Origin of the sequence: Marinobacter sp. bablab_jr003, from assembly GCF_016464245.1 — a bacterium.
In the GTDB taxonomy this organism is placed as follows: Bacteria; Pseudomonadota; Gammaproteobacteria; order Pseudomonadales; family Oleiphilaceae; genus Marinobacter; species Marinobacter vinifirmus.
Genome location: NZ_JADARC010000058.1, coordinates 26,486 through 45,384 on the forward strand (window position 1 = coordinate 26,486; position 18,899 = coordinate 45,384).

Below are 18,899 nucleotides of genomic sequence, written 5' to 3' on the forward strand. Positions count from 1 at the left end.
CGCATCAGCGAAGCAGGATGTGCGTGCCGCAGGCCCTGTTACAGCAGGGAGGGGCCGGCGGCCAGACGGATCATACCCTTATGGGGTGAGATCCTGTAAGTCTGAGACCACCGCCTGTGATTCGCCTGCCTGTGGGCAGGGAGAGTTCGTTCAGGTTGAGTGTCTGTTGACGCATAATATCCGTTTTCAGGTTCACACAAACTCCTGGGTCTCACGTCGTATTGGTTTGCAGACGGCCCGGGTTCGCGTGGCAATGATTCTTCGCGATGTCGCCCGACGGTTTTCCGTTCGGTTGTTTCAGCTCCCGGTCAGGTGCAGCCTCTCTGGGTCTGGCCTGTGAGTCCGGAAGTTTGTCTCCCGCCGTGCCCGGTAATGATTGGGCTTGCGGCGTTCAATCTCTTAATCAGTGTCGGTATACTGCTGCCGCTCCGGCTTCTGACCAGAGTTCGTCAGGCCGTAGACAAACGGCAGAGCACGCCGGAATATAACAGTAAAGGGCTGATCATTCAATCCTGCATTCATCCACCGCAAAAGGTTTCCCATGGCGCGTAATTCTGGTTCCCGTAACAAGCCGTCCAGGGCTGGCAAACCGGGCCGGCCGGGCTCTTCCCGGGCAGGGCAGGGCAGGGCTGCGGCACCTGCGCCGGCTGCCGCGCCGGCGGAGCGCACGGTGCAGAAGGGGGTGCAATGGATCAGCGTAGATGAGGATATGGCCGGCCAGCGGGTGGATAACTTTCTGATGGCCCGCTTGCGGGGTGTGCCCAAAAGCACGGTGTACCGGATTGTCCGCAAGGGCGAGGTGCGGGTTAATAAAGGGCGCGTGAAGCCGGATACCCGCTTGCAGGCCGGTGATGTGGTACGTATTCCGCCCATGGTGCAGCAGGCGAAAGCGGAGCAGCCAAAGCCCGGTGACCGGGTGCAGGGCGTCATGGAAGCAGCCGTGGTGTTTGAAAACGACGATATGCTGGTGGTGAACAAACCCTCCGGTATTGCCGTGCACGGCGGCAGCGGTTTGAGCTTCGGGCTGATCGAAGTGCTCCGTTCTTCCCGGCCACAGGCGAAGTTCCTGGAACTGGTGCACCGGCTTGACCGTGATACTTCCGGGCTGGTGATGGTGGCGAAGAAACGATCAGCCCTGCGTTTTCTGCAGGATGAACTGCGCCACAAGCGGATACGTAAACACTACCATGCGCTGGTGGCGGGCACCTGGCCGGAAAAGCTGGCGCGGGTGGCCGAGCCGCTGTTGCGTTACGAGATGCCTAACGGCGAGCGCCGGGTGAAGGTGAGTGGCGAGGGCAAGGAATCGCTCACGCTGTATCGGTGTTTGCAGCGGTTTGAGGGTTATTCGCTGGTTGAGGCTTCGCCGGTTACCGGCCGTACCCACCAGATTCGCGTACATTGTGCCTGGGCGGGCCACCCGATTGCCGGAGACGACAAGTATATGGATGACGCCAGCCTGAAGGCGTTCCGGGCCGTGGGTGGTGAACGGTTGATGCTGCACGCCCGGGCACTGGAGTTCACATTGCCCGGTTCCGGTGAAGCAATGCGGCTGGAAGCTCCGTATGATACCCCTTTCGGCAAGCTGGTTGATGCGCTTGCCCGTCGCAGTAAAGGTAAGTTCTGATGAATGTAAAAGTAGTGATTTTTGACTGGGACGGAACCTTGATTGATTCCGTAGACCACATTGCTGACAGCCTGCACCAGGCCGCCACCGAGCTTGGGTATCCGGAACTGGAGCGTGAGGCCTATCGGGATATCATCGGCCTGGGCATGATCGAGGCACTGGAAAAACTGTATCCGGGGCTGACCCGCGACGAAATGCAGCGCATCCGCGATGGTTACGCAGGGTATTTCTTCCAGAAGGTGACCACCCCGCAGAACGTATTTGACGGTATGGCTGACGTGGTTACCGATATCCGGCGTTCCGGGCGCGGCTGCTCTGTGGCGACCGGCAAAAGCCGGCGCGGCCTGGCGAGGGCCCTGACCTCCAGTGGCTTGGGCCCGCACTTCGATATCACCCGGTGTGCGGACGAAACCCGTTCCAAGCCGGATCCGCTGATGCTGGAGGAGATCCTGGCGTTCTACGGCTATGAGCCGGAAGAGGCGGTGATGATTGGTGATACCCGCTACGACCTGGATATGGCCCGGCGTATCGGTATGCCGTCCATTGGCGTTGAGTGGGGTGTGCACCAGCGGGATGTGCTGCAGGAATACGACCCCCACGCGGTCGTCACGTCGGTAGACGAATTGCGTCGGGTTCTGGGGCTTTAATGGTTTTGTTACCGCATTGATCGGTTAAGGGATAGCGGATGAGCGAGTGGGATTCGGACAAGCAGCCCGGCTGGGGCGATGAGCCGGCGCAACCTGAAGAAAAGGGGCAGGGTGCGTCTTCCGGTAAGAAAGGCTGGTTTGGCAGGAAGCAGCCGGCTATGCCGCCGGAGTCTGGCCGGGACTGGCGGCTGATCGAGAAGCTGGTGATGTCGTTGCAGGCGGAGCAGCGACGCAGCCGGCGCTGGGGCATCTTTTTCAAGTTTCTGACCTTCGGTTACCTGTTCGCGTTGCTGTTCCTGATCCGGTCTCCTATCGGTGATGGCATGGCGGGTGCCACCGGTGCCCACACGGCATTGGTAGAAGTGAATGGCACCATTGCGGCGGATGAGCTGGCCAGTGCCGACAACCTGGTGGGTGCGCTGCGCTCGGCTTTCGAGGCCGAGAACTCCAGGGCGGTTGTGCTGCGCATCAACAGCCCGGGTGGCAGCCCGGTGCAGTCCGGGTATGTCTACGACGAGATCAAGCGCCTGCGGGAAGAGTACCCGGATAAAAAGCTGTATGCGGTGATTTCCGATATTGGGGCTTCGGGTGCCTATTACATTGCCGCGGCGGCTGATGAAATCTACGCCAACCGGGCAAGCCTGGTGGGTTCTATCGGCGTGGTTGCCGGTGGTTTCGGTTTCACCGGCCTGATGGAGAAGCTGGGTGTTGATCGGCGGCTTTATACCGCTGGCGAAAACAAGGCGTTCCTGGATCCGTTCTCACCCGAGCGTGAAGGCGAGGTTGCCTTCTGGCAGAGCGTGCTTGAAAACACCCACAAGCAGTTCGTGGAAGCTGTTAAGGCTGGCCGGGGTGACCGCCTGGCGGATAACGAAGAATTGTTCTCCGGCCTGGTGTGGAGCGGCGAGCAGGCGCTGGAGCTTGGCTTGATTGACGGGCTGGGTAGCACCTCCTGGGTGGCTCGCCAGCTGGTGGGCGAAGAAAAACTGGTTGATTACAGTCGCAACCGTTCGCCGTTCCAGGAACTGGTGGACCAGCTTGGTGTTGCGGTGGGTGAGGGCGTGGTCAGCCGCATGCTGGAGTCCCGCCTGGAGATTCGCTGAGCCAGGCTTTTCGGGTGAAGCAGTCCTGGTCCGGCTTGATCAGGGCTGCAGCAGCGGATTAACGCCCAGTTCCCTGAGCAGGTCGATCAGCGCAATCAGTGGCAGGCCGATCAGGCTGTTCGGGTCTCGCCCTTCCATGCTTCGGAACAGGGCAATACCGAGCCCTTCCATCTTGAAGCTGCCGGCGCAGTCGTAGGGCTGTTCCTTATTCAGGTAGTTTTCGATTTCTTCAGCTGTCAGTTCCCGGAAGTGGACCTCGAAAGGTTCGCACCGGGTTTTCAGGGTGCCGGTGCGGGTGTCCAGTACTGCAAGCCCGGTCAGGAATCTCACGCTGTTGCCGCTGCTGAGGTCTAGTTGTTCCCGGGCCTTCCGGTGGCTGCCGGGTTTGTTCAGTAAGGTGCCGTCCGGTAGTGTGGCCACCTGGTCGGAGCCGATGATGATTGTGTCCGGGTAGTGTTCTGCCAGCGCCCGGGCCTTGCCGGTGGCCAACCGGAGCGCGAGTTGTTCGGCGGATTCGCCGGGAGCCGGTGTTTCATCAATGTCCGGGCTCGCACTGTTAAAGGGTAGCCCCAACCTTGCCAGCAGCTCTTTGCGGTAAGGGGAGGATGAGGCGAGCAGCAGGGGCGGTTGGTTCATGAATACCTTCTGGTTCCGGTGTATGGTGCGGTGATTCAGGTGGAAACGCCGGAGGTTATCGTAAAATACCCCTACTTAAACGGGAAGGGGTGGGTTAAAAGCGATTAAGTCTTTGACAGCAGGCGGTCTCGCCCCTAAAATTGCGCGCCTATGTCTGAAGCACCGAATGCTCAACTGCCAAAATCCGTAGACCCTAACCGGTTGGCGGAGCAGAACACGACCCTGGAGGGAGTTATTCCGCTCGCGGGGCTTGTTCGTTTCTCCGAAGCGGTTCCGGGGTTGCCGGAAGGCAGCGAGTGCCACGTTAAGCTTTCCTTTTATATGGATAGCGAACGTCGCCGGTTGGTGTCGGGTGAAGTATCCGCACCGGTGATACTGGAATGCCAGCGTTGCATGAATAACATGCAGACAACGCTGGAATCCCGTTTTGATTTGGGGCTTGTGCTCAACGATGAGCAGGCTCAGAGATTGCCCAAGGCGTTGGAACCCTTCCCGATGGAAGACTACAACGCAGATTTGTGGGCCATGGTGGAAGATGAACTGTTGCTGGTTCTGCCGCCGTTCCCCCTGCATGAACGCCAGGATTGCCCGGCGAGCAAGGAACTGGAAGCACTGGAACCAAAGCAGGCCGCCGAGAAGCCCGAGGCAAAGAAACGCGAGGATAACCCGTTCAGTGTTCTGGCGGGCCTCAAGAACACCAAGCACTAACGTTTTCGTAATCAGGTCAGGAGCATAATCATGGCTGTACAGCAAAATCGCAAGACCCGTTCCAAGCGCGGCATGCGCCGTTCACACGATGCCCTGAGCACTGCTGCTCTGAGCACCGACGCAACTACTGGTGAAGTACATCGTCGTCACCACGTATCTCCGGACGGTTTCTACCGCGGCAAGCAGGTTGTTGAAGCTCGCGACGAGTAAGATCGTCGGGAAACTCTTCTGACCTGTGTCGCATGGACCCGTGGTGAGTAAACCAGTCACCATAGCCATTGATGCCATGAGCGGTGATCGTGGCGCTTCAGTGGTGGTCCATGCAGCGCTGGAAGCAGTGCGCGAAAATGAGGCCTTGAGTCTCGTTCTGGTAGGTATCCGGAGCGAGCTCGAGGCCTTGTTGCGTGATGGGCATGCCAGAATCCGCATTGTTGAAGCGGCGGATGTAGTGCGCATGAACGAGCGCCCTTCCCATGCGCTGCGACACAAGAAAAACTCCTCTATGGCCATTGCGCTCTCCCTGGTGCGCGACGGCGAAGCCCAGGGCTGTGTCAGTGCCGGAAATACCGGTGCGTTGATGGCTTTCGGGCGATCTATTATCCGCATGTATCCCGGCATTGAGCGGCCGGCCATTGCCAAGCTGGTTCCCTCGTTGCGGGGCCGCTGCCACGTGCTCGACCTTGGCGCCAACGTGGATTCCAGCGCCGAAAACCTCTACCAGTACGCCTTGATGGGGTCGCTGATGGCCACCGCCATCTGTAGCCTGGCCGAACCTCGCGTGGCCCTGCTGAACGTGGGTGAGGAAGAGATCAAGGGCAACGAACAGGTTCGCCTGGCCTCCCATATGCTTGCCCAGTGCGACACTCTGAACTACATAGGGTATGTCGAGGGCAACGACCTTTTCCGTGATGTGGCCGATGTTGTAGTGTGTGACGGCTTTGTAGGCAATATTGCCCTGAAGACCGGTGAAGGTGTTGCGGGGTTGTTGATTGAGCTGCTGGAGCAGGCGTTTACCCGTTCGCTCTGGGGCCGCTTTGTGGGGCTCCTGGCCAAGCCGATTATCGGCCGGCTGTTGCAGCTGATGGACCCTTCACGGCATAACGGTGCCAGTTTGCTGGGGCTTCAGGGAGTCGTTATCAAGAGCCACGGCAACGCCAACGAGCGTGCGATGCTGGCGGCAATCCGGCAGGCAGTTCGCGAAGTGGAGCTGGAAGTGCCCCGTCGCATCAACGAACGGCTCGATGACCTGATTTTATAGGTCGCCAACGGCTGCTGAGACTAAAGTCTGCCCGCATTTGCGCCCTTATTCGCGGATAATTGGCCTGAGTTGTACTATTGGCTAATCTCCACCCACCCTTCAATGACGATAAGATTCCGCCCATGAAATCAGCGTTTATTTTCCCCGGACAAGGCTCCCAGTCGGTAGGCATGCTTTCTGCTGCTGCCGAGGCGTGGCCTATGATCAGTGAAACCTTTGATGAAGCGTCTAATGTTCTGGGCTATGACTTGTCCCACCTGTGCCAGCATGGGCCGGCTGAAGAGCTGAATCAGACCATGGTAACCCAGCCTGCGTTGCTGACCGCCAGTGTCGCCTTGTGGCGCCAGTGGTGCGTGTCTGAAGGTCCGCGCCCTGACTTCGTGGCTGGCCACAGCCTGGGTGAGTACAGCGCTCTGGTGGCTGCTGAGAGCCTGGACTTCATTGAAGCTGTTAAGCTTGTTCAACTGCGCGGCGAGCTGATGCAGGATGCCGTGCCTGCCGGTGAAGGCAAGATGGCAGCTATCCTTGGCCTGGAGGACGCCGATGTGGTTGCGGCCTGTGAAGAAGCCGCCCAGGGCGACGTGGTTGCAGCAGTGAACTTCAACGCACCCGGCCAGGTGGTGATTGCCGGTTCCGCTGCGGCGGTAGAGCGCGCAATTGAGGTTTGCAAGGCAAAGGGTGCCCGCAAGGCCATGCCGCTGCCGGTGAGCGTGCCTTCCCACTGCTCCCTGATGAAAGGCGCTGCCGAGCAGCTGGCTGAAGCACTGGAAGATGTCCGCTTTAACGATGCTGTCATTCCGGTGGTTCAGAATGTGAATGCAGCCGTGGTTAAAGATGCCGATACGCTCAAGGCAAACCTCCTGAAGCAGTTGTATTCTCCGGTGCTTTGGACAGACTCTGTGCGGGCGTTGGTTGCCGAGGGCGTTAACGTGTCGGTTGAGTGTGGTGCCGGCAAGGTTCTGGCCGGGCTGGCCAAGCGCATTGACCGCCAGTTGGCGGTGAACAGCATCGAAGATCCCGATTCTCTGGCAGCCGCCCTGAAGGCGTTTGGCCAGTCCTGATAAACGGAGTTGTTTATGTCTTTGGAAGGCAAAGTTGCACTGGTAACCGGTGCTACCCGGGGGATTGGCAAGGCCATTGCCCATGAGCTGGCCCGGCAGGGTGCGGAAGTTGTGGGCACGGCTACCAGTGCTGAAGGTGCTGAATCCATTACCGAAGGCCTGAAGTCTGCTGGCTTCAAGGGCTACGGTATTGTGATGAACGTAGCCGATGCCGACAGCATCGAGGCGGGCCTTAAGCAGCTGACCGAACAGTCTGGTGCTCCGCAGATCCTGGTCAACAATGCGGGTATCACCCGTGATAACCTGTTGATGCGCTTGAAAGACGACGACTGGACGTCTGTGCTGGAAACCAACCTTTCCAGTGTTTACCGTACCAGCAAGGCCGTTTTGCGTGGTATGGCCAAGGCCCGCTGGGGCCGGATTATCAATATCAGTTCCGTGGTTGCCGGTATGGGCAACCCGGGGCAGGGCAATTATTGCGCTGCCAAGGCCGGGGTTGAGGGCTTCACCCGCAGCCTGGCCAAAGAAATGTCTAACCGTGGCATTACCGCTAACTGTGTAGCGCCCGGTTTTATTGACACCGATATGACCAAAAAACTGGACGACAAGCAGCGTGACGCTATGCTGGAAATTATTCCGGCAGGGCGTTTGGGCGAGCCGGAAGAAGTAGCTTCTGTGGTGGCTTTCCTGGCCTCTGAGGGCGCAGCTTACGTTACCGGAGAAACCATTCATGTGAATGGCGGCATGTACATGGGTTAAGCCCGTTTCGGGCTGTAGTGCAACCCCTTGTCGCACAACATGTTTAACTGAATCCCTGCTTGTTTGCAGGTAGGGTTTAAACTAAACTGGCAGCCATTGAGTTGCTTGGTTGACACTAAAGTGAGGACATTATGAGTACAGTTGAAGAGCGCGTGAAGAAGATTGTTTGTGAGCAGCTGGGCGTTAAAGAGTCCGAAGTTCAGAACACATCTTCTTTTGTAGAGGATCTTGGCGCTGACTCACTGGACACTGTTGAGCTGGTTATGGCCCTGGAAGAGGAATTCGAAACTGAAATTCCTGATGAAGAGGCTGAGAAGCTGGGCTCCGTTCAGGACGCAATCGACTATATTGTCGCGCATACCTGATACTCAGTAGATCAGATAGCCAGGCTAAAAGCCGTCCTTTAGGCTTCTTGAAGGACGGCTTTTTTATTGGCTGAATATCAGCATTTCGGTTAAAAACGACACGGAATATTCAGGTGAGTGGGGTTATGAGCAAGCGACGGGTTGTCATTACAGGCATGGGGATGTTGTCCCCGGTAGGGAACGATGTCAGTACCTCCTGGAACGCAGTGTGTGCCGGGCGCAGTGGCATTGGCCAGATCGACCGGTTCGATGCCAGTGAATACGGCACGCGTATCGGCGGGGCGGTGAAGGACCTGGATATCGAACCCTGGCTGTCTTCCAAAGAAGCCCGCAAGCTTGACGCTTTCATTCACTATGGCCTGATTGCCGCCCAGCAGGCGGTGGACGACAGTGGCCTGGAACAGTTCGACAAGCTCGACAAGGAGCGGGTGGGCATTGCCATCGGTTCCGGTATTGGCGGCCTGGAGTACATCGAAAAGAACATTATCCAGATGGAAAAGGCCGGCCCCCGCAAGGTATCTCCGTTCTTTGTGCCGGCGTCTGTGATCAATATGATTTCCGGTAATGCGGCTATCCGGTTTGGCTACAAAGGCCCGAACATCGCCATTGTGACCGCCTGCACCACCGGTACCCACAATATTGGCTATGCGGCCCGCACCATCGCCTATGGCGACGCTGACGTGATGCTGGCCGGTGGTGCCGAAATGGCCACCACCCGTTCCGGCATTGCGGCATTCTCTTCCGCCCGTGCCCTGTCGACCCGCAATGATGAGCCGGAAAAGGCCAGCCGCCCCTGGGACAAGGAGCGCGACGGCTTTGTGTTGAGTGATGGGGCTGGCGTGCTGGTCCTGGAAGATCTGGAACATGCAAAAGCCCGTGGCGCGACGATTTACGGCGAAGTGGTCGGCTTTGGCATGAGCGATGACGCCCACCACATTACCGCACCCCCTGCAGACGGCGACGGCGCTGCCCGGTCCATGGCCAATGCCTTGCGGGATGCGGGCCTGAAGCCGGAAGAAGTGGATTACATCAACGCCCACGGCACATCGACCCTGGTGGGTGATGTAGCCGAAGTGGCTGCTGTTAAATCGGTATTTGGTGGCCATGCGCAAAAGCTGGCCATGAGCAGCACCAAGTCCATGACGGGCCACCTGCTGGGCGCTGCCGGTGCCGTTGAGGCCATTTTCTCGGTGCTGGCCCTGCGCGACGGCATTCTGCCGCCAACCATCAACCTGGATAACCCGGATGAAGGTTGCGACCTGGACTTCGTGGCCAATCAGAGCCGCAAATCCGATGCCCGGGTAGCGCTGTCTAACTCCTTCGGCTTTGGCGGTACCAACGGTACGTTGATTTTCCGCCGTTACGAAGGCTGAGACCTCTGTGGTAAAGCGCTTCTGGGCAGATGAAACCGGTTTGCCGGCGGCAGACCGGGGCCTAGCCTACGGCGATGGCCTGTTTGAAACCATTCGTGCAGAAGGGAGCTCAGCCCCCTGGCTGGATTACCACCTGGCCCGACTGGTGCGGGATGCTGCCCGGCTGGGAATTGAGGTGCGTCAGGACGAACTGCTCGCGGCCAGCCGCGAAGCCCTTGAGCGTTACGGAAGCCCCGGGAAGGTGTGGATCCTGAAGTTGATCCTGACCCGTGGTGCGGGTGGGAGAGGCTATCGCCCGGGGGGCGGTATGGAGCCCAACCTGCTGGTTTCCTGTTCCGATGCGCCGCCGATGCCCGATTCTGCCGGCGTGGTGGTGGAGTTCTCATCAGTACCCCTTACGGTCAATCCCTTGCTGGCCGGTATCAAATCCCTCAATCGCCTGGAACAGGTGATGGCGGCCCGGGAGCTCTCCGGTGACTGCTTTGAGGTGCTGATGGCAGATGCCGCAGGGCATATTGTCGAGGGCACCCGAACCAATCTGTTTGTACTCACCGATGAAGGCTGGATAACACCCCCCGGGAATTCGGTGGCCGTGGCTGGTGTTATGCGCCAGCTGGTTATCGAGCGCTTGCAGCAGGCCGGGGAGCCGTTCCAGGAAGCACCCATCACCAGGGAACAGTTGCAGCCGGAAGTTTGCCGGGGCCTGTACCTCACCAACAGCGTGCTCGGGGTAGTGAGGGTTCGCAACCTGGCGGGCCAGGATTTGCCTGCAGAGCGGTGCCTTGCGACAATCTGCCGTCTCTCCACAACTTTGGAATAATGCGTGTGTTCAGGAAGTTACTGATTCTGATTGTGGCTCTCGCGATCCTGGCGGCTGCTGGCGCCGGTTTGTGGCTATGGCAGGGCCTGCAGACCCTGAAGCAACCGGTTGCCCTGGATGAGCCGGTGTTGTTCAGTGTAGAGCAGGGCACCTCCTTTGGCCGGCTGGCGCAGAAGCTGTCGGACGACGGCCTGGTCAGCGATCCGCTCTGGTTAAAGCTATACGGCCGCCTGAACCCGGAACAGACCCGTATCAAAGCCGGTGACTACGAACTTCAACCGGGGATGACGCCACTGGCCATGCTCGACACCATGGTACAGGGCAAGGTGAAACTCTGGTCCGTCCAGTTTATTGAGGGCTGGACCTTCTCTGACATGAGAACCGCCTTGGCCAACTCCAGACGGCTCCGGAAAGAAACCACAGACTGGACTGACGAGCAGGTTATGGAAGCCGTTGGCGCCGAAGGCCAACACCCTGAGGGTTGGTTCTTCCCGGATACCTACATGTTCAGTGGCAGCGAGACCGACCTGGATATCCTCAAACGCGCCTATAAGCGGATGACGGCTGTCCTTGAAGAAGAGTGGGAGAACCGGGAAGAAGGCTTGCCCTATAGCTCCCCCTACGAAGCATTGATCATGGCCTCGATTGTCGAGCGGGAAACCGGTGTAGCCTATGAGCGGCAGCAGGTGGCCGGTGTGTTTGTGCGCCGCTTGCAGAAAGGCATGCGCCTGCAGACCGACCCGACGGTGATCTACGGCATGGGTGACAGCTACGATGGCCGTATCCGTACCCGGGACCTGCGCGCCTACACGCCCTATAACACCTACCGGATTGACGGCCTGCCACCCACGCCCATTGCCTTGCCCGGCCGGGATTCGGTACATGCCGCCTTGCACCCGGACGACGGCGACGCCCTGTACTTTGTGGCCCGTGGTGACGGCAGCCACACGTTCTCCCGCACCCTGGCCGAACACCAGAAAGCGGTCCGGGAGTTCCAGCTGAACCGCAGAGAAGATTACCGATCCTTCCCGGCACCGGATGCCGGCGCAGATGACAACGAGGAAAACTGATGGCTGCCAGAGGCCGTTTTATTACCTTTGAGGGCACCGAGGGGGTTGGTAAATCCACCCAGTTGCAGAACGCGGCAGACACGCTGACATCGCTGGGAATTGATGTGGTGGTTACCCGCGAACCGGGTGGCACGCCCATGGCGGAAAAGATCCGGGAGCTGTTGCTGGCCCCCAGGGAAGAGCCGGTGCATGAAACTACTGAACTGCTGCTGATGTTCGCCGCCCGTGCCCAGCACCTGCATAACCGGATTCTGCCGGCCCTGGCCGCAGGCAAGTGGGTGCTGTGTGACCGCTTTACCGATGCCACTTTCGCCTATCAGGGCGGGGGCAGGGGAGTGCCTGAGGAACGCATAGCGCTGCTGGAAACCCTGGTGCAGGGCGATGTGCGGCCGGACCATGTTGTCCTGCTGGACGCACCGGTAGAAACCGGCATGGCCCGTGCAAAGAAACGGGGCGAACTGGACCGGTTCGAGCAGGAAGAGCTGGCCTTTTTCCAGCGGATTCGAGATACCTACCTGGCCCGGGCGACCGCTGCACCCATGCAATACCATGTTGTGAATGCCGCCTTGCCCCTGGCGCAGGTTTCGGAAAGTGTGACGGCATTGCTGTCGGCCCTTGCCCGCGTTGATAGTTGATTTCGTGCACTTTCTGTCGCGATCTGCTTTAATTGCAACACATTCTCGATTAAAGGCGTGCAGCTTGAATGCTTGACGCAAAGCTTCTGAAACTGCCGGTCAATTCACACCAACACCATCACGAACATCACCAGATTGTGGTGGGCGTGCGTGGCGCTGCCGAACTGAGTGTCGACGGCGTGGGTTCGTTTCTGGACACCTGGAAAGCCTGCCTGGTGCCAACCGAAGCCCGGCACGACTACTGCGGGGACCACGAGAACCACGTGCTGGTGATTAACCTGGACCCGCTGAGCCCTGTCCTGGATTCCCCGGCCCATGCCGACTACGAACGCATGGCCGGGGTCTTCGAGAAGCCCCGCACTATCCAGATGGACAACCGGCTGCAGGGCCTTGTGCAGTTTGCCGCCGGAGAATTCGACCGCTCCCCGGATAACGAACCCCTGCACCGGCACCTTGCGGCCAGTATCCTGTATTCCATGGCCGACCGGATTGTAGACGGGCAGGCCACCCGTGCCAGCCGGCACAGCATCAGCCCGGACGCCATTCGCCGGTATATCGTCGATAACCTGCACCGGAAGATCACCGTGCAGGACCTGGCCCGGGAAGCCTGCCTGAGTACCAGCCGTTTCCACGAAGTGTTCCGAGAAGTGTCGGGCATTACCCCGCATCAGTTTCTGATACAGACCCGACTCGACCAGGCCGTGCGCCTGTTGTCGTCAACGTCCCTCTCGGTGTCTGAAATCAGTTACCGGACCGGCTTTTCCTCCCAGAGCGCACTTACCAATGCCCTGCGCAAATACAAGGGAACGACCCCGTCCCGGTTACAGATTGGTGACCGGGTAGCCTGATCTGCCCGTAAAGCCGACAGTCCCGTAGGATTGTGCAAAACAATCGTAGGATTTTGTAAGCCGGGAATCCGTAGTAATACTAACTTATAGCGTCTGTATTCCCGCCTTGCGGAAGCAGGGTAGGCGATTGTCGCAAACCAGCGGCGGTCGACTATAGTGAAGGAGTATCCGTGCGGGTAAGTCCCGCTCCAGTCAGGAAGATTTCAGGTAAACAAGAAAAACAGTGCAGTCCGCAGGCCGCGTGCCGGCGCTGTGCTCTGAGAGCGGACCGAGGTCCGACTCACTTAAACCGGAGGAGCCTTATGGCTATTGGCGTTTGGATCAGTCTATTTGCGTACTTTGCAATCATGATTGCCATTGGCATTTATGCAATGCAGAGATCTACGTCTTCATCTGAAGATTACATGCTCGGTGGGCGGGCACTCAGCCCGAAAGTAGCGGCACTGTCTGCCGGTGCTTCCGATATGAGTGGCTGGTTGCTTCTGGGTCTGCCCGGGGCATTGTATGTATCCGGTCTGGCTTCAGCCTGGATCGGTATCGGCCTGTTTGTGGGCGCATTCTTTAACTGGGTTCTGGTGGCACCCCGCCTGCGGGAACAAACCGTTCACTACGGTAACGCCATCACCATCCCGTCTTTCCTTGCAAACCGGTTCCCGACTCAGGCTCTGTCCCTGAGAACCGTGTCTGCCATTGTTATCGTGATCTTCTTTGCGGTTTATACCGCATCCGGCCTGGTTGCCGGCGGCAAGCTGTTTGAAAGTGCCTTTGCCGGCATCTTCAACTTCGGCGGCCTGAGCGATTATGCAGTGGGTATTGTAATCACCCTCGGCGTGGTTCTGGCCTACACCGTAGTAGGCGGTTTCCTGGCAGTGAGCATGACCGACTTCGTGCAGGGCTGCATCATGATGCTGGCACTGGTGATCATGCCGGCGGTGGTTCTGTTCGGTGAAGGCGGTGGCGGCTTCGCCCAGGCTTCTGAAACCCTGAACAGCGTCGACCCGACCCTGCTGTCCTGGACCGAAGGCCTGACCTTTATCGGTTGGCTGTCAGCGGTTACCTGGGGTCTTGGCTACTTTGGCCAGCCGCATATCATTGTGCGCTTTATGGCTATCCGCTCCCTGAAAGACGTTCCGACCGCCCGTAACATCGGTATGGGCTGGATGGGTATCTCCCTGATCGGTGCCATCTCACTGGGTATCTTCGGCCGTGCCTACGCCGTTCGTAACGGTATGGACATCGCAGACCCGGAAACCATCTTCATCATCCTGTCTGACCTGCTGTTCCACCCGCTGATCACCGGCTTCCTTTACGCAGCCCTGCTGGCGGCGGTCATGAGCACCATCTCCAGTCAGCTGCTGGTATCGTCTTCCTCACTGACTGAGGACTTCTACCGCCTGTTCCTGCGCAAAGAAGCGACCGACAAAGAGTGCGTAAACGTCGGCCGTGCCTGCGTTGTAGCCGTTGGCCTGGTAGCGGCAGTTATCGCCTCTGACCCGGACTCACAGGTCCTGGCCCTGGTCAGTAACGCCTGGGCAGGCTTCGGTGCCGCCTTCGGCCCGCTGATCCTGCTGTCCCTGATGTGGTCCCGCACCAACGGCGCCGGTGCCATTGCCGGTATGGTCGTGGGTGCTGCGACTGTAATGATCTGGATCTCCCTGGGCTGGAATGGCAGCTTCATGGGTGGCCCGGGCGTATATGAAATCATCCCTGGTTTCGTTGCCGCCTTCATTGCCATCGTAGTGGTCAGCCTGGCCACCAAGGATTCTGGTGAGTACCAGCATATCCAGCGGTAACAGAATCCACTGATTCACATCAGTGTTCTGACAAGGGCTCCCCAAGGGGAGCCCTTTTTTGTACCTGAAACCCACACATGGTTCTGCGCTGGCCACGGGGTGGGGGAGCCTTTTCTGCAGGGAAAAAGATGTCTGAGCGAAGCGAGTTGTTTTTCCCGGAAGAAAAGACTCCCCCGCCGCGGGGCCGGCAAAACTCCCGAGCCTGAGTTTAGGGCCGGTAACAGCGGCACCGGATTTCCTGAAAAACAATTATTTGGGTAAACCTGGGGCATAAAAAAACGCCAGCCCGAAGGCTGGCGTTTCAGATCAGAGGTAAAGCTACCTCAGAGGATCTCAGGCTACGGAAGCCTCAGATGCCTTCTGGGTGTACTCTTCCATCTGGTCGAAGTTGAGATACTTGTAGATCTCTTTGGACATGCTGTTCAGGTCCTTGGCGTACTCCATGTACTCCGCCGGAGTCGGGAGTTTGCCCAGTACCGCGCCCACAGCTGCCAGTTCCGCAGAGGTCAGGTACACGTTGGCACCATCGCCCAGACGGTTCGGGAAGTTACGGGTAGAGGTAGACAGAACCGTAGACTTGGCAGCTACACGTGCCTGGTTACCCATGCACAGGGAGCAGCCCGGCATCTCGGTGCGAACACCGGCGGTGCCGTAGGTGTTGAAGTAGCCTTCTTCCATCAGCTGCTGCTGGTCCATCTTGGTGGGCGGAGACATCCACAGACGGGTCTTGAGCGGCTCTTTGTTCTGCTCAAGCAGCTTGCCGGCAGCGCGGAAGTGACCGATGTTGGTCATGCAGGAACCGATGAACACTTCGTCTACCTTGTCGCCAGCCACTTCGGACAGGAACTTGGCATCGTCAGGGTCGTTCGGGCAGCACACGATCGGCTCTTTGATGTCGGCCAGGTCGATTTCGACCACGTGGGCGTATTCTGCGTCTGCATCAGCACGCATCAGCTTCGGATTGGCCAGCCACTCTTCCATCTGCTGGGCGCGACGCTCCAGGGTACGCGGATCGCCGTAACCTTCGGCAATCATCCAGCGCAGCATCACGATGTTGGAGCGCAGGTACTCGGCAACAGACTCTTCAGACAGGTTGATGGTACAACCGGCAGCAGAGCGCTCAGCAGAAGCGTCAGACAATTCGAACGCCTGCTCAACGGTCAGGTGCTCCAGACCTTCGATTTCCAGGATGCGGCCAGAGAACTCGTTGATCTTGCCTTTCTTCTCAACGGTCAGCATGCCGTTCTTGATGCCGTACAGCGGAATGGCATGTACCAGGTCACGCAGGGTGATGCCCGGCTGCATTTCGCCTTTGAAGCGAACCAGAACGGATTCCGGCATATCCAGCGGCATAACACCGGTGGCTGCCGCAAACGCTACCAGGCCAGAACCGGCCGGGAAGGAGATGCCCATCGGGAAACGGGTGTGGGAGTCACCACCGGTGCCCACGGTGTCCGGCAGCAGCATGCGGTTCAGCCAGGAGTGGATGATACCGTCGCCCGGACGCAGGGAAACACCGCCACGGGTGCGGATGAAGTCCGGCATGGTGTGCTGCATTTCAACGTCAACCGGCTTCGGATAAGCGGCGGTGTGGCAGAAAGACTGCATAACCAGGTCAGCCTGGAAGCCCAGACACGCCAGGTCTTTCAGCTCGTCACGGGTCATTGGGCCAGTGGTATCCTGGGAACCAACGGTGGTCATGTGCGGCTCGCAGTAAGTGCCCGGGCGCACGCCCTGGCCTTCTTCCAGGCCGCAGGCCTTGCCGACCATCTTCTGGCCCAGGGTGAAGCCCTTGGTGCCGGCTTCCGGATCTTTCGGCAGGCGGAACAGGTCTGTCGGGCCCATGCCCAGTGCAGTACGCGCCTTGGCGGTCAGGCCACGGCCGATGATCAGCGGGATACGGCCGCCGGCCTGAACTTCGTCTAGGATGACGTCAGACTTGAACTTGAATTCGGAGATGGTCTCGCCGGCTTCGTTCAGGATCTTGCCTTCGTACGGGCGGATTTCGATCACGTCGCCCATGTTCATGTTGTCTACGGGTGCTTCGAAAACCAGGGCGCCGGCATCTTCCATGGTGTTGAAGAAAATCGGGGCAACCTTGTTACCGATACACACACCGCCGGCACGCTTGTTCGGCACGCCCGGGATGTCGTCACCGAAGAACCACAGAACAGAGTTTGTGGCAGACTTACGGGAAGAACCGGTACCGACTACGTCACCTACGAAGGCAACCGGCAGGCCCTTGGATTTGATTTCTTCAATCTGGCTCATCGGGCCAGTTACGCCGGGCTCTTCCGGCTTCAGGCCGTCGCGCTCCATCTTATAGGCGGCGCGGGCGTGCAGCGGGATGTCCGGGCGGGACCAGGCATCCGGAGCCGGGGACAGGTCGTCGGTGTTGGTTTCGCCGGTTACCTTGAACACCACCATCTTGGTGCTTTCGGGAACCTTGTTCTTGTTGGTGAACCACTCGGCGTTGGCCCAGGACTCAACAACAGACTTGGCAACGGCGTTGCCGGCGTCCATCTTTTCTTTAACGTCGTTGAACGCGTCGAACATCAGCAGGGTGTGCTTGAGTTCTTCACCAGCCAGTTCGGCCAGCTCGCTGTCGTCCAGAAGGTCGACCAGGGTAGCGATGTTGTAGCCGCCCTGCATCATGCCCAGCAGCTGGACAGCCTTCTTCTTGTCGATCAGCGGGGAAGCAGCTTCGCCTTTAACGATCGCGGTCAGGAACGCAGCTTTTACGTAAGCAGCTTCGTCCACTCCCGGCGGAACGCGGTTTTCCAGCAGGTCAACCAGGGTGGCTTCTTCACCGGCCGGCGGGTTCTTCAGCAGCTCGATCAGACCAGCAGTCTGCTCGGGGTTCAGGGGCTTGGGCGGGATACCCAGGGCTTCACGTTCAGCAACGTGTTCACGATAGGCTTCTAACACGATATGGACCCTCATCAGTTGGAATGTTCCGCGCTGTGGGCGTGGTGCCCGGCGGGAGTTTTTTGGCGAAAAGGCCGCAGGAGCCTCTGAATAAGGCCTCAAATCACCGATGGGGTTTCAGGATTTATTCAGAGACTCCTTGATCTGGCGCTGCATTCTATAGGAAAGCCCTTATAAAGTTAAGTTGGACAGAGGTCGGAGAGTTCTGTTAGGTGCGTTATACTCCCGCGCTTGTTGAACCGGACCGTTGGCAAAGCCATGAACGAAGCCCTGCAAGAGATACACGATTTCCTGCCCTGCCGAACGCCATCGCGCTGGATCGAGAATGCCCTGGCCAACCAGGACCTGATGCTGATTGACCACGCCCATTGCGAAAAGAAAGCAGCCTCCACGGCCCTGAGCCTGATGTACCGGTATGTGGACAACACCGACCTGCTGAACAAAATGTCCCGCCTGGCCCGGGAAGAGTTGCGGCACTTCGAGCAGGTGCTGGCGATCATGAACAAGCGGGGTGTGGCCTACACCCACCTGACGCCGGCCCGCTACGCCGCCGGCTTGCGCGAAGCCGTGCGCAAGGACGATCCGGGCCGCCTGGTGGATGTGCTGATTGTCGGTGCCATCATCGAGGCCCGCTCCTGCGAGCGCTTCGCAGCCCTGGCACCGCACCTGGATGAGAAGCTGGCGGAGTTCTACAACAGCCTGCTGAAATCCGAAGCGCGGCATTACCAGGATTACCTGAAGCTGGCGGTACAGGCCAACGGCGGCCCGGTGGATGAGCGGGTAGCGGATTTTATGGCTATTGAACAGAAGTTGATTGAAGAGCCGGATTCGGCGTTCCGGTTTCATAGTGGGCCTTTGGTTAACTGAAATTTTTTGCCACGGAATCCGCGGAAGGACACGGAAAAGGAAAAAGATTTGCCACTAAATCCACGAAAGAACACGAAAAAATAAGAACTATTTTGCCACGGACACTCACGGACGCTCACTGACAACAGATAAAATTCTCTGTGTTGTTGTCCGTGTAATTCCGTGAGTGTCCGTGGCTAAAAATCTTTAAAGCTTTTCTTTTCGTGTCCTTTCGTGGATTTAGTGGCAAAAAATTCTTTAATCTTTTCTTTCCGTGTTTTTCAGAGATGGGATGGTCTCCTCCCCACTCCAAATCGGCGTCGCAATGCGCCAGGATAGAGGTTGCAGACACTATCCAAGAGTTAAGGAGGAGACCATGCATCAGAATACCGTGATCGGCATCGACCTGGCAAAAACCTCTTTTG

Annotated in this window: 19 protein-coding genes; 16 read left to right on the forward strand and 3 right to left on the reverse strand. The window is 58.5% G+C overall.

The genetic code is table 11. From position 1 onward, the window contains the following. Positions 1-541: 541 nt before the first annotated feature. Genes rluC through H3Z84_RS06485 form a run of 3 tightly spaced genes read left to right on the forward strand, consistent with a single transcriptional unit; the run spans position 542 to position 3,374 of the window. Positions 542-1,624 (forward strand): 23S rRNA pseudouridine(955/2504/2580) synthase RluC, encoded by a 1,083-nt coding sequence (gene rluC / locus H3Z84_RS06475; protein ID WP_199456901.1) that lies wholly within the window; start codon positions 542-544, stop codon positions 1,622-1,624. After that, on the forward strand, positions 1,624-2,271 hold the full coding sequence (locus H3Z84_RS06480) for an HAD family hydrolase (protein ID WP_058340096.1): 648 nt from the start codon (positions 1,624-1,626) through the stop codon (positions 2,269-2,271). The genes rluC and H3Z84_RS06480 overlap by 1 nt, the downstream gene beginning before the upstream one ends. Before the next feature lie 38 nt (positions 2,272-2,309). Beyond that, positions 2,310-3,374 (forward strand): S49 family peptidase, encoded by a 1,065-nt coding sequence (locus H3Z84_RS06485; RefSeq protein WP_199456902.1) that lies wholly within the window; start codon positions 2,310-2,312, stop codon positions 3,372-3,374. A gap of 39 nt (positions 3,375-3,413) precedes the next feature. Here H3Z84_RS06485 and H3Z84_RS06490 read toward each other — a convergent pair whose 3' ends face one another. Next, entirely contained in the window at positions 3,414-4,010 is a 597-nt protein-coding gene (locus tag H3Z84_RS06490; protein WP_199456903.1) for a Maf family protein, read from the reverse strand. Between the two features lie 150 nt (positions 4,011-4,160). Between H3Z84_RS06490 and H3Z84_RS06495 the strand changes: the two genes are divergently transcribed. The 12 genes from H3Z84_RS06495 (at position 4,161) to putP (ending at position 14,700) form a co-directional block, all read left to right on the forward strand. After that, a complete protein-coding gene (locus tag H3Z84_RS06495; protein WP_199456904.1) occupies positions 4,161-4,718 on the forward strand; it encodes a YceD family protein in 558 nt (185 codons plus the stop codon). Between the two features lie 30 nt (positions 4,719-4,748). Beyond that, entirely contained in the window at positions 4,749-4,928 is a 180-nt protein-coding gene (rpmF, locus tag H3Z84_RS06500; protein ID WP_022988074.1) for a 50S ribosomal protein L32, read from the forward strand. 43 nt (positions 4,929-4,971) lie between these two features. Further along, entirely contained in the window at positions 4,972-5,976 is a 1,005-nt protein-coding gene (gene plsX, locus H3Z84_RS06505; RefSeq protein ID WP_022988073.1) for a phosphate acyltransferase PlsX, read from the forward strand. Between the two features lie 122 nt (positions 5,977-6,098). Further along, positions 6,099-7,037 carry an ACP S-malonyltransferase gene (fabD, locus tag H3Z84_RS06510; protein WP_199456905.1) on the forward strand — a complete coding sequence of 313 codons (939 nt, stop codon included), beginning with the start codon at positions 6,099-6,101 and terminating at the stop codon, positions 7,035-7,037. 15 nt (positions 7,038-7,052) lie between these two features. Further along, positions 7,053-7,796 (forward strand): 3-oxoacyl-ACP reductase FabG, encoded by a 744-nt coding sequence (gene fabG, locus H3Z84_RS06515; protein WP_022988071.1) that lies wholly within the window; start codon positions 7,053-7,055, stop codon positions 7,794-7,796. 131 nt (positions 7,797-7,927) lie between these two features. Further along, the gene (gene acpP / locus H3Z84_RS06520; protein ID WP_022988070.1) at positions 7,928-8,161 is read left to right on the forward strand and encodes an acyl carrier protein; all 234 of its coding nucleotides are present in this window, start codon (positions 7,928-7,930) and stop codon (positions 8,159-8,161) included. Positions 8,162-8,286: 125 nt separating this feature from the next. Next, positions 8,287-9,534, forward strand: a complete 1,248-nt coding sequence (fabF, locus tag H3Z84_RS06525; protein WP_199456906.1) for a beta-ketoacyl-ACP synthase II — start codon at positions 8,287-8,289, stop codon at positions 9,532-9,534. A gap of 7 nt (positions 9,535-9,541) precedes the next feature. Further along, a complete protein-coding gene (gene pabC, locus H3Z84_RS06530; protein WP_199456907.1) occupies positions 9,542-10,354 on the forward strand; it encodes an aminodeoxychorismate lyase in 813 nt (270 codons plus the stop codon). Beyond that, positions 10,354-11,424, forward strand: coding sequence for an endolytic transglycosylase MltG (gene mltG, locus H3Z84_RS06535; RefSeq protein WP_022988067.1), 1,071 nt, complete (start codon positions 10,354-10,356; stop codon positions 11,422-11,424). Before pabC ends, mltG begins: the two co-directional genes overlap by 1 nt. Next, a complete protein-coding gene (gene tmk, locus H3Z84_RS06540; protein ID WP_199456908.1) occupies positions 11,424-12,059 on the forward strand; it encodes a dTMP kinase in 636 nt (211 codons plus the stop codon). The genes mltG and tmk overlap by 1 nt, the downstream gene beginning before the upstream one ends. A gap of 68 nt (positions 12,060-12,127) precedes the next feature. Beyond that, positions 12,128-12,907 carry an AraC family transcriptional regulator gene (locus H3Z84_RS06545; protein WP_199456909.1) on the forward strand — a complete coding sequence of 260 codons (780 nt, stop codon included), beginning with the start codon at positions 12,128-12,130 and terminating at the stop codon, positions 12,905-12,907. Positions 12,908-13,209: 302 nt separating this feature from the next. Beyond that, on the forward strand, positions 13,210-14,700 hold the full coding sequence (putP, locus tag H3Z84_RS06550; protein WP_199456910.1) for a sodium/proline symporter PutP: 1,491 nt from the start codon (positions 13,210-13,212) through the stop codon (positions 14,698-14,700). Positions 14,701-15,033: 333 nt separating this feature from the next. On the opposite strand, the gene H3Z84_RS06555 is transcribed toward putP, so the two are convergent. Next, complete coding sequence (locus H3Z84_RS06555) at positions 15,034-17,628, reverse strand: bifunctional aconitate hydratase 2/2-methylisocitrate dehydratase (protein ID WP_036219010.1); 2,595 nt, start codon at positions 17,626-17,628, stop codon at positions 15,034-15,036. Between the two features lie 258 nt (positions 17,629-17,886). Between H3Z84_RS06555 and H3Z84_RS06560 the strand changes: the two genes are divergently transcribed. Continuing rightward, the gene (locus H3Z84_RS06560) at positions 17,887-18,495 is read left to right on the forward strand and encodes a tRNA-(ms[2]io[6]A)-hydroxylase (protein WP_199456911.1); all 609 of its coding nucleotides are present in this window, start codon (positions 17,887-17,889) and stop codon (positions 18,493-18,495) included. Between the two features lie 115 nt (positions 18,496-18,610). Here the strand turns inward: H3Z84_RS06560 and H3Z84_RS16915 are convergent. Beyond that, positions 18,611-18,899, reverse strand: a 289-nt coding sequence (locus tag H3Z84_RS16915) for a hypothetical protein (protein ID WP_206768848.1), incomplete at its 5' end; no start/stop codon positions are given.

Coding starts and splice junctions, on each gene's coding strand:
- H3Z84_RS06485 (WP_199456902.1), top strand. CDS start 2,310: ATGAGCGAGTGGGATTCGGACAAGCAGCCCGGCTGGGGCGATGAGCCG.
- rluC (WP_199456901.1), top strand. CDS start 542: ATGGCGCGTAATTCTGGTTCCCGTAACAAGCCGTCCAGGGCTGGCAAA.
- fabF (WP_199456906.1), top strand. CDS start 8,287: ATGAGCAAGCGACGGGTTGTCATTACAGGCATGGGGATGTTGTCCCCG.
- H3Z84_RS06560 (WP_199456911.1), top strand. CDS start 17,887: ATGAACGAAGCCCTGCAAGAGATACACGATTTCCTGCCCTGCCGAACG.
- H3Z84_RS06495 (WP_199456904.1), top strand. CDS start 4,161: ATGTCTGAAGCACCGAATGCTCAACTGCCAAAATCCGTAGACCCTAAC.
- H3Z84_RS06490 (WP_199456903.1), bottom strand. CDS start 4,010: ATGAACCAACCGCCCCTGCTGCTCGCCTCATCCTCCCCTTACCGCAAA.
- tmk (WP_199456908.1), top strand. CDS start 11,424: ATGGCTGCCAGAGGCCGTTTTATTACCTTTGAGGGCACCGAGGGGGTT.
- acpP (WP_022988070.1), top strand. CDS start 7,928: ATGAGTACAGTTGAAGAGCGCGTGAAGAAGATTGTTTGTGAGCAGCTG.
- H3Z84_RS06480 (WP_058340096.1), top strand. CDS start 1,624: ATGAATGTAAAAGTAGTGATTTTTGACTGGGACGGAACCTTGATTGAT.
- rpmF (WP_022988074.1), top strand. CDS start 4,749: ATGGCTGTACAGCAAAATCGCAAGACCCGTTCCAAGCGCGGCATGCGC.
- fabG (WP_022988071.1), top strand. CDS start 7,053: ATGTCTTTGGAAGGCAAAGTTGCACTGGTAACCGGTGCTACCCGGGGG.
- H3Z84_RS06545 (WP_199456909.1), top strand. CDS start 12,128: ATGCTTGACGCAAAGCTTCTGAAACTGCCGGTCAATTCACACCAACAC.
- putP (WP_199456910.1), top strand. CDS start 13,210: ATGGCTATTGGCGTTTGGATCAGTCTATTTGCGTACTTTGCAATCATG.
- fabD (WP_199456905.1), top strand. CDS start 6,099: ATGAAATCAGCGTTTATTTTCCCCGGACAAGGCTCCCAGTCGGTAGGC.
- mltG (WP_022988067.1), top strand. CDS start 10,354: ATGCGTGTGTTCAGGAAGTTACTGATTCTGATTGTGGCTCTCGCGATC.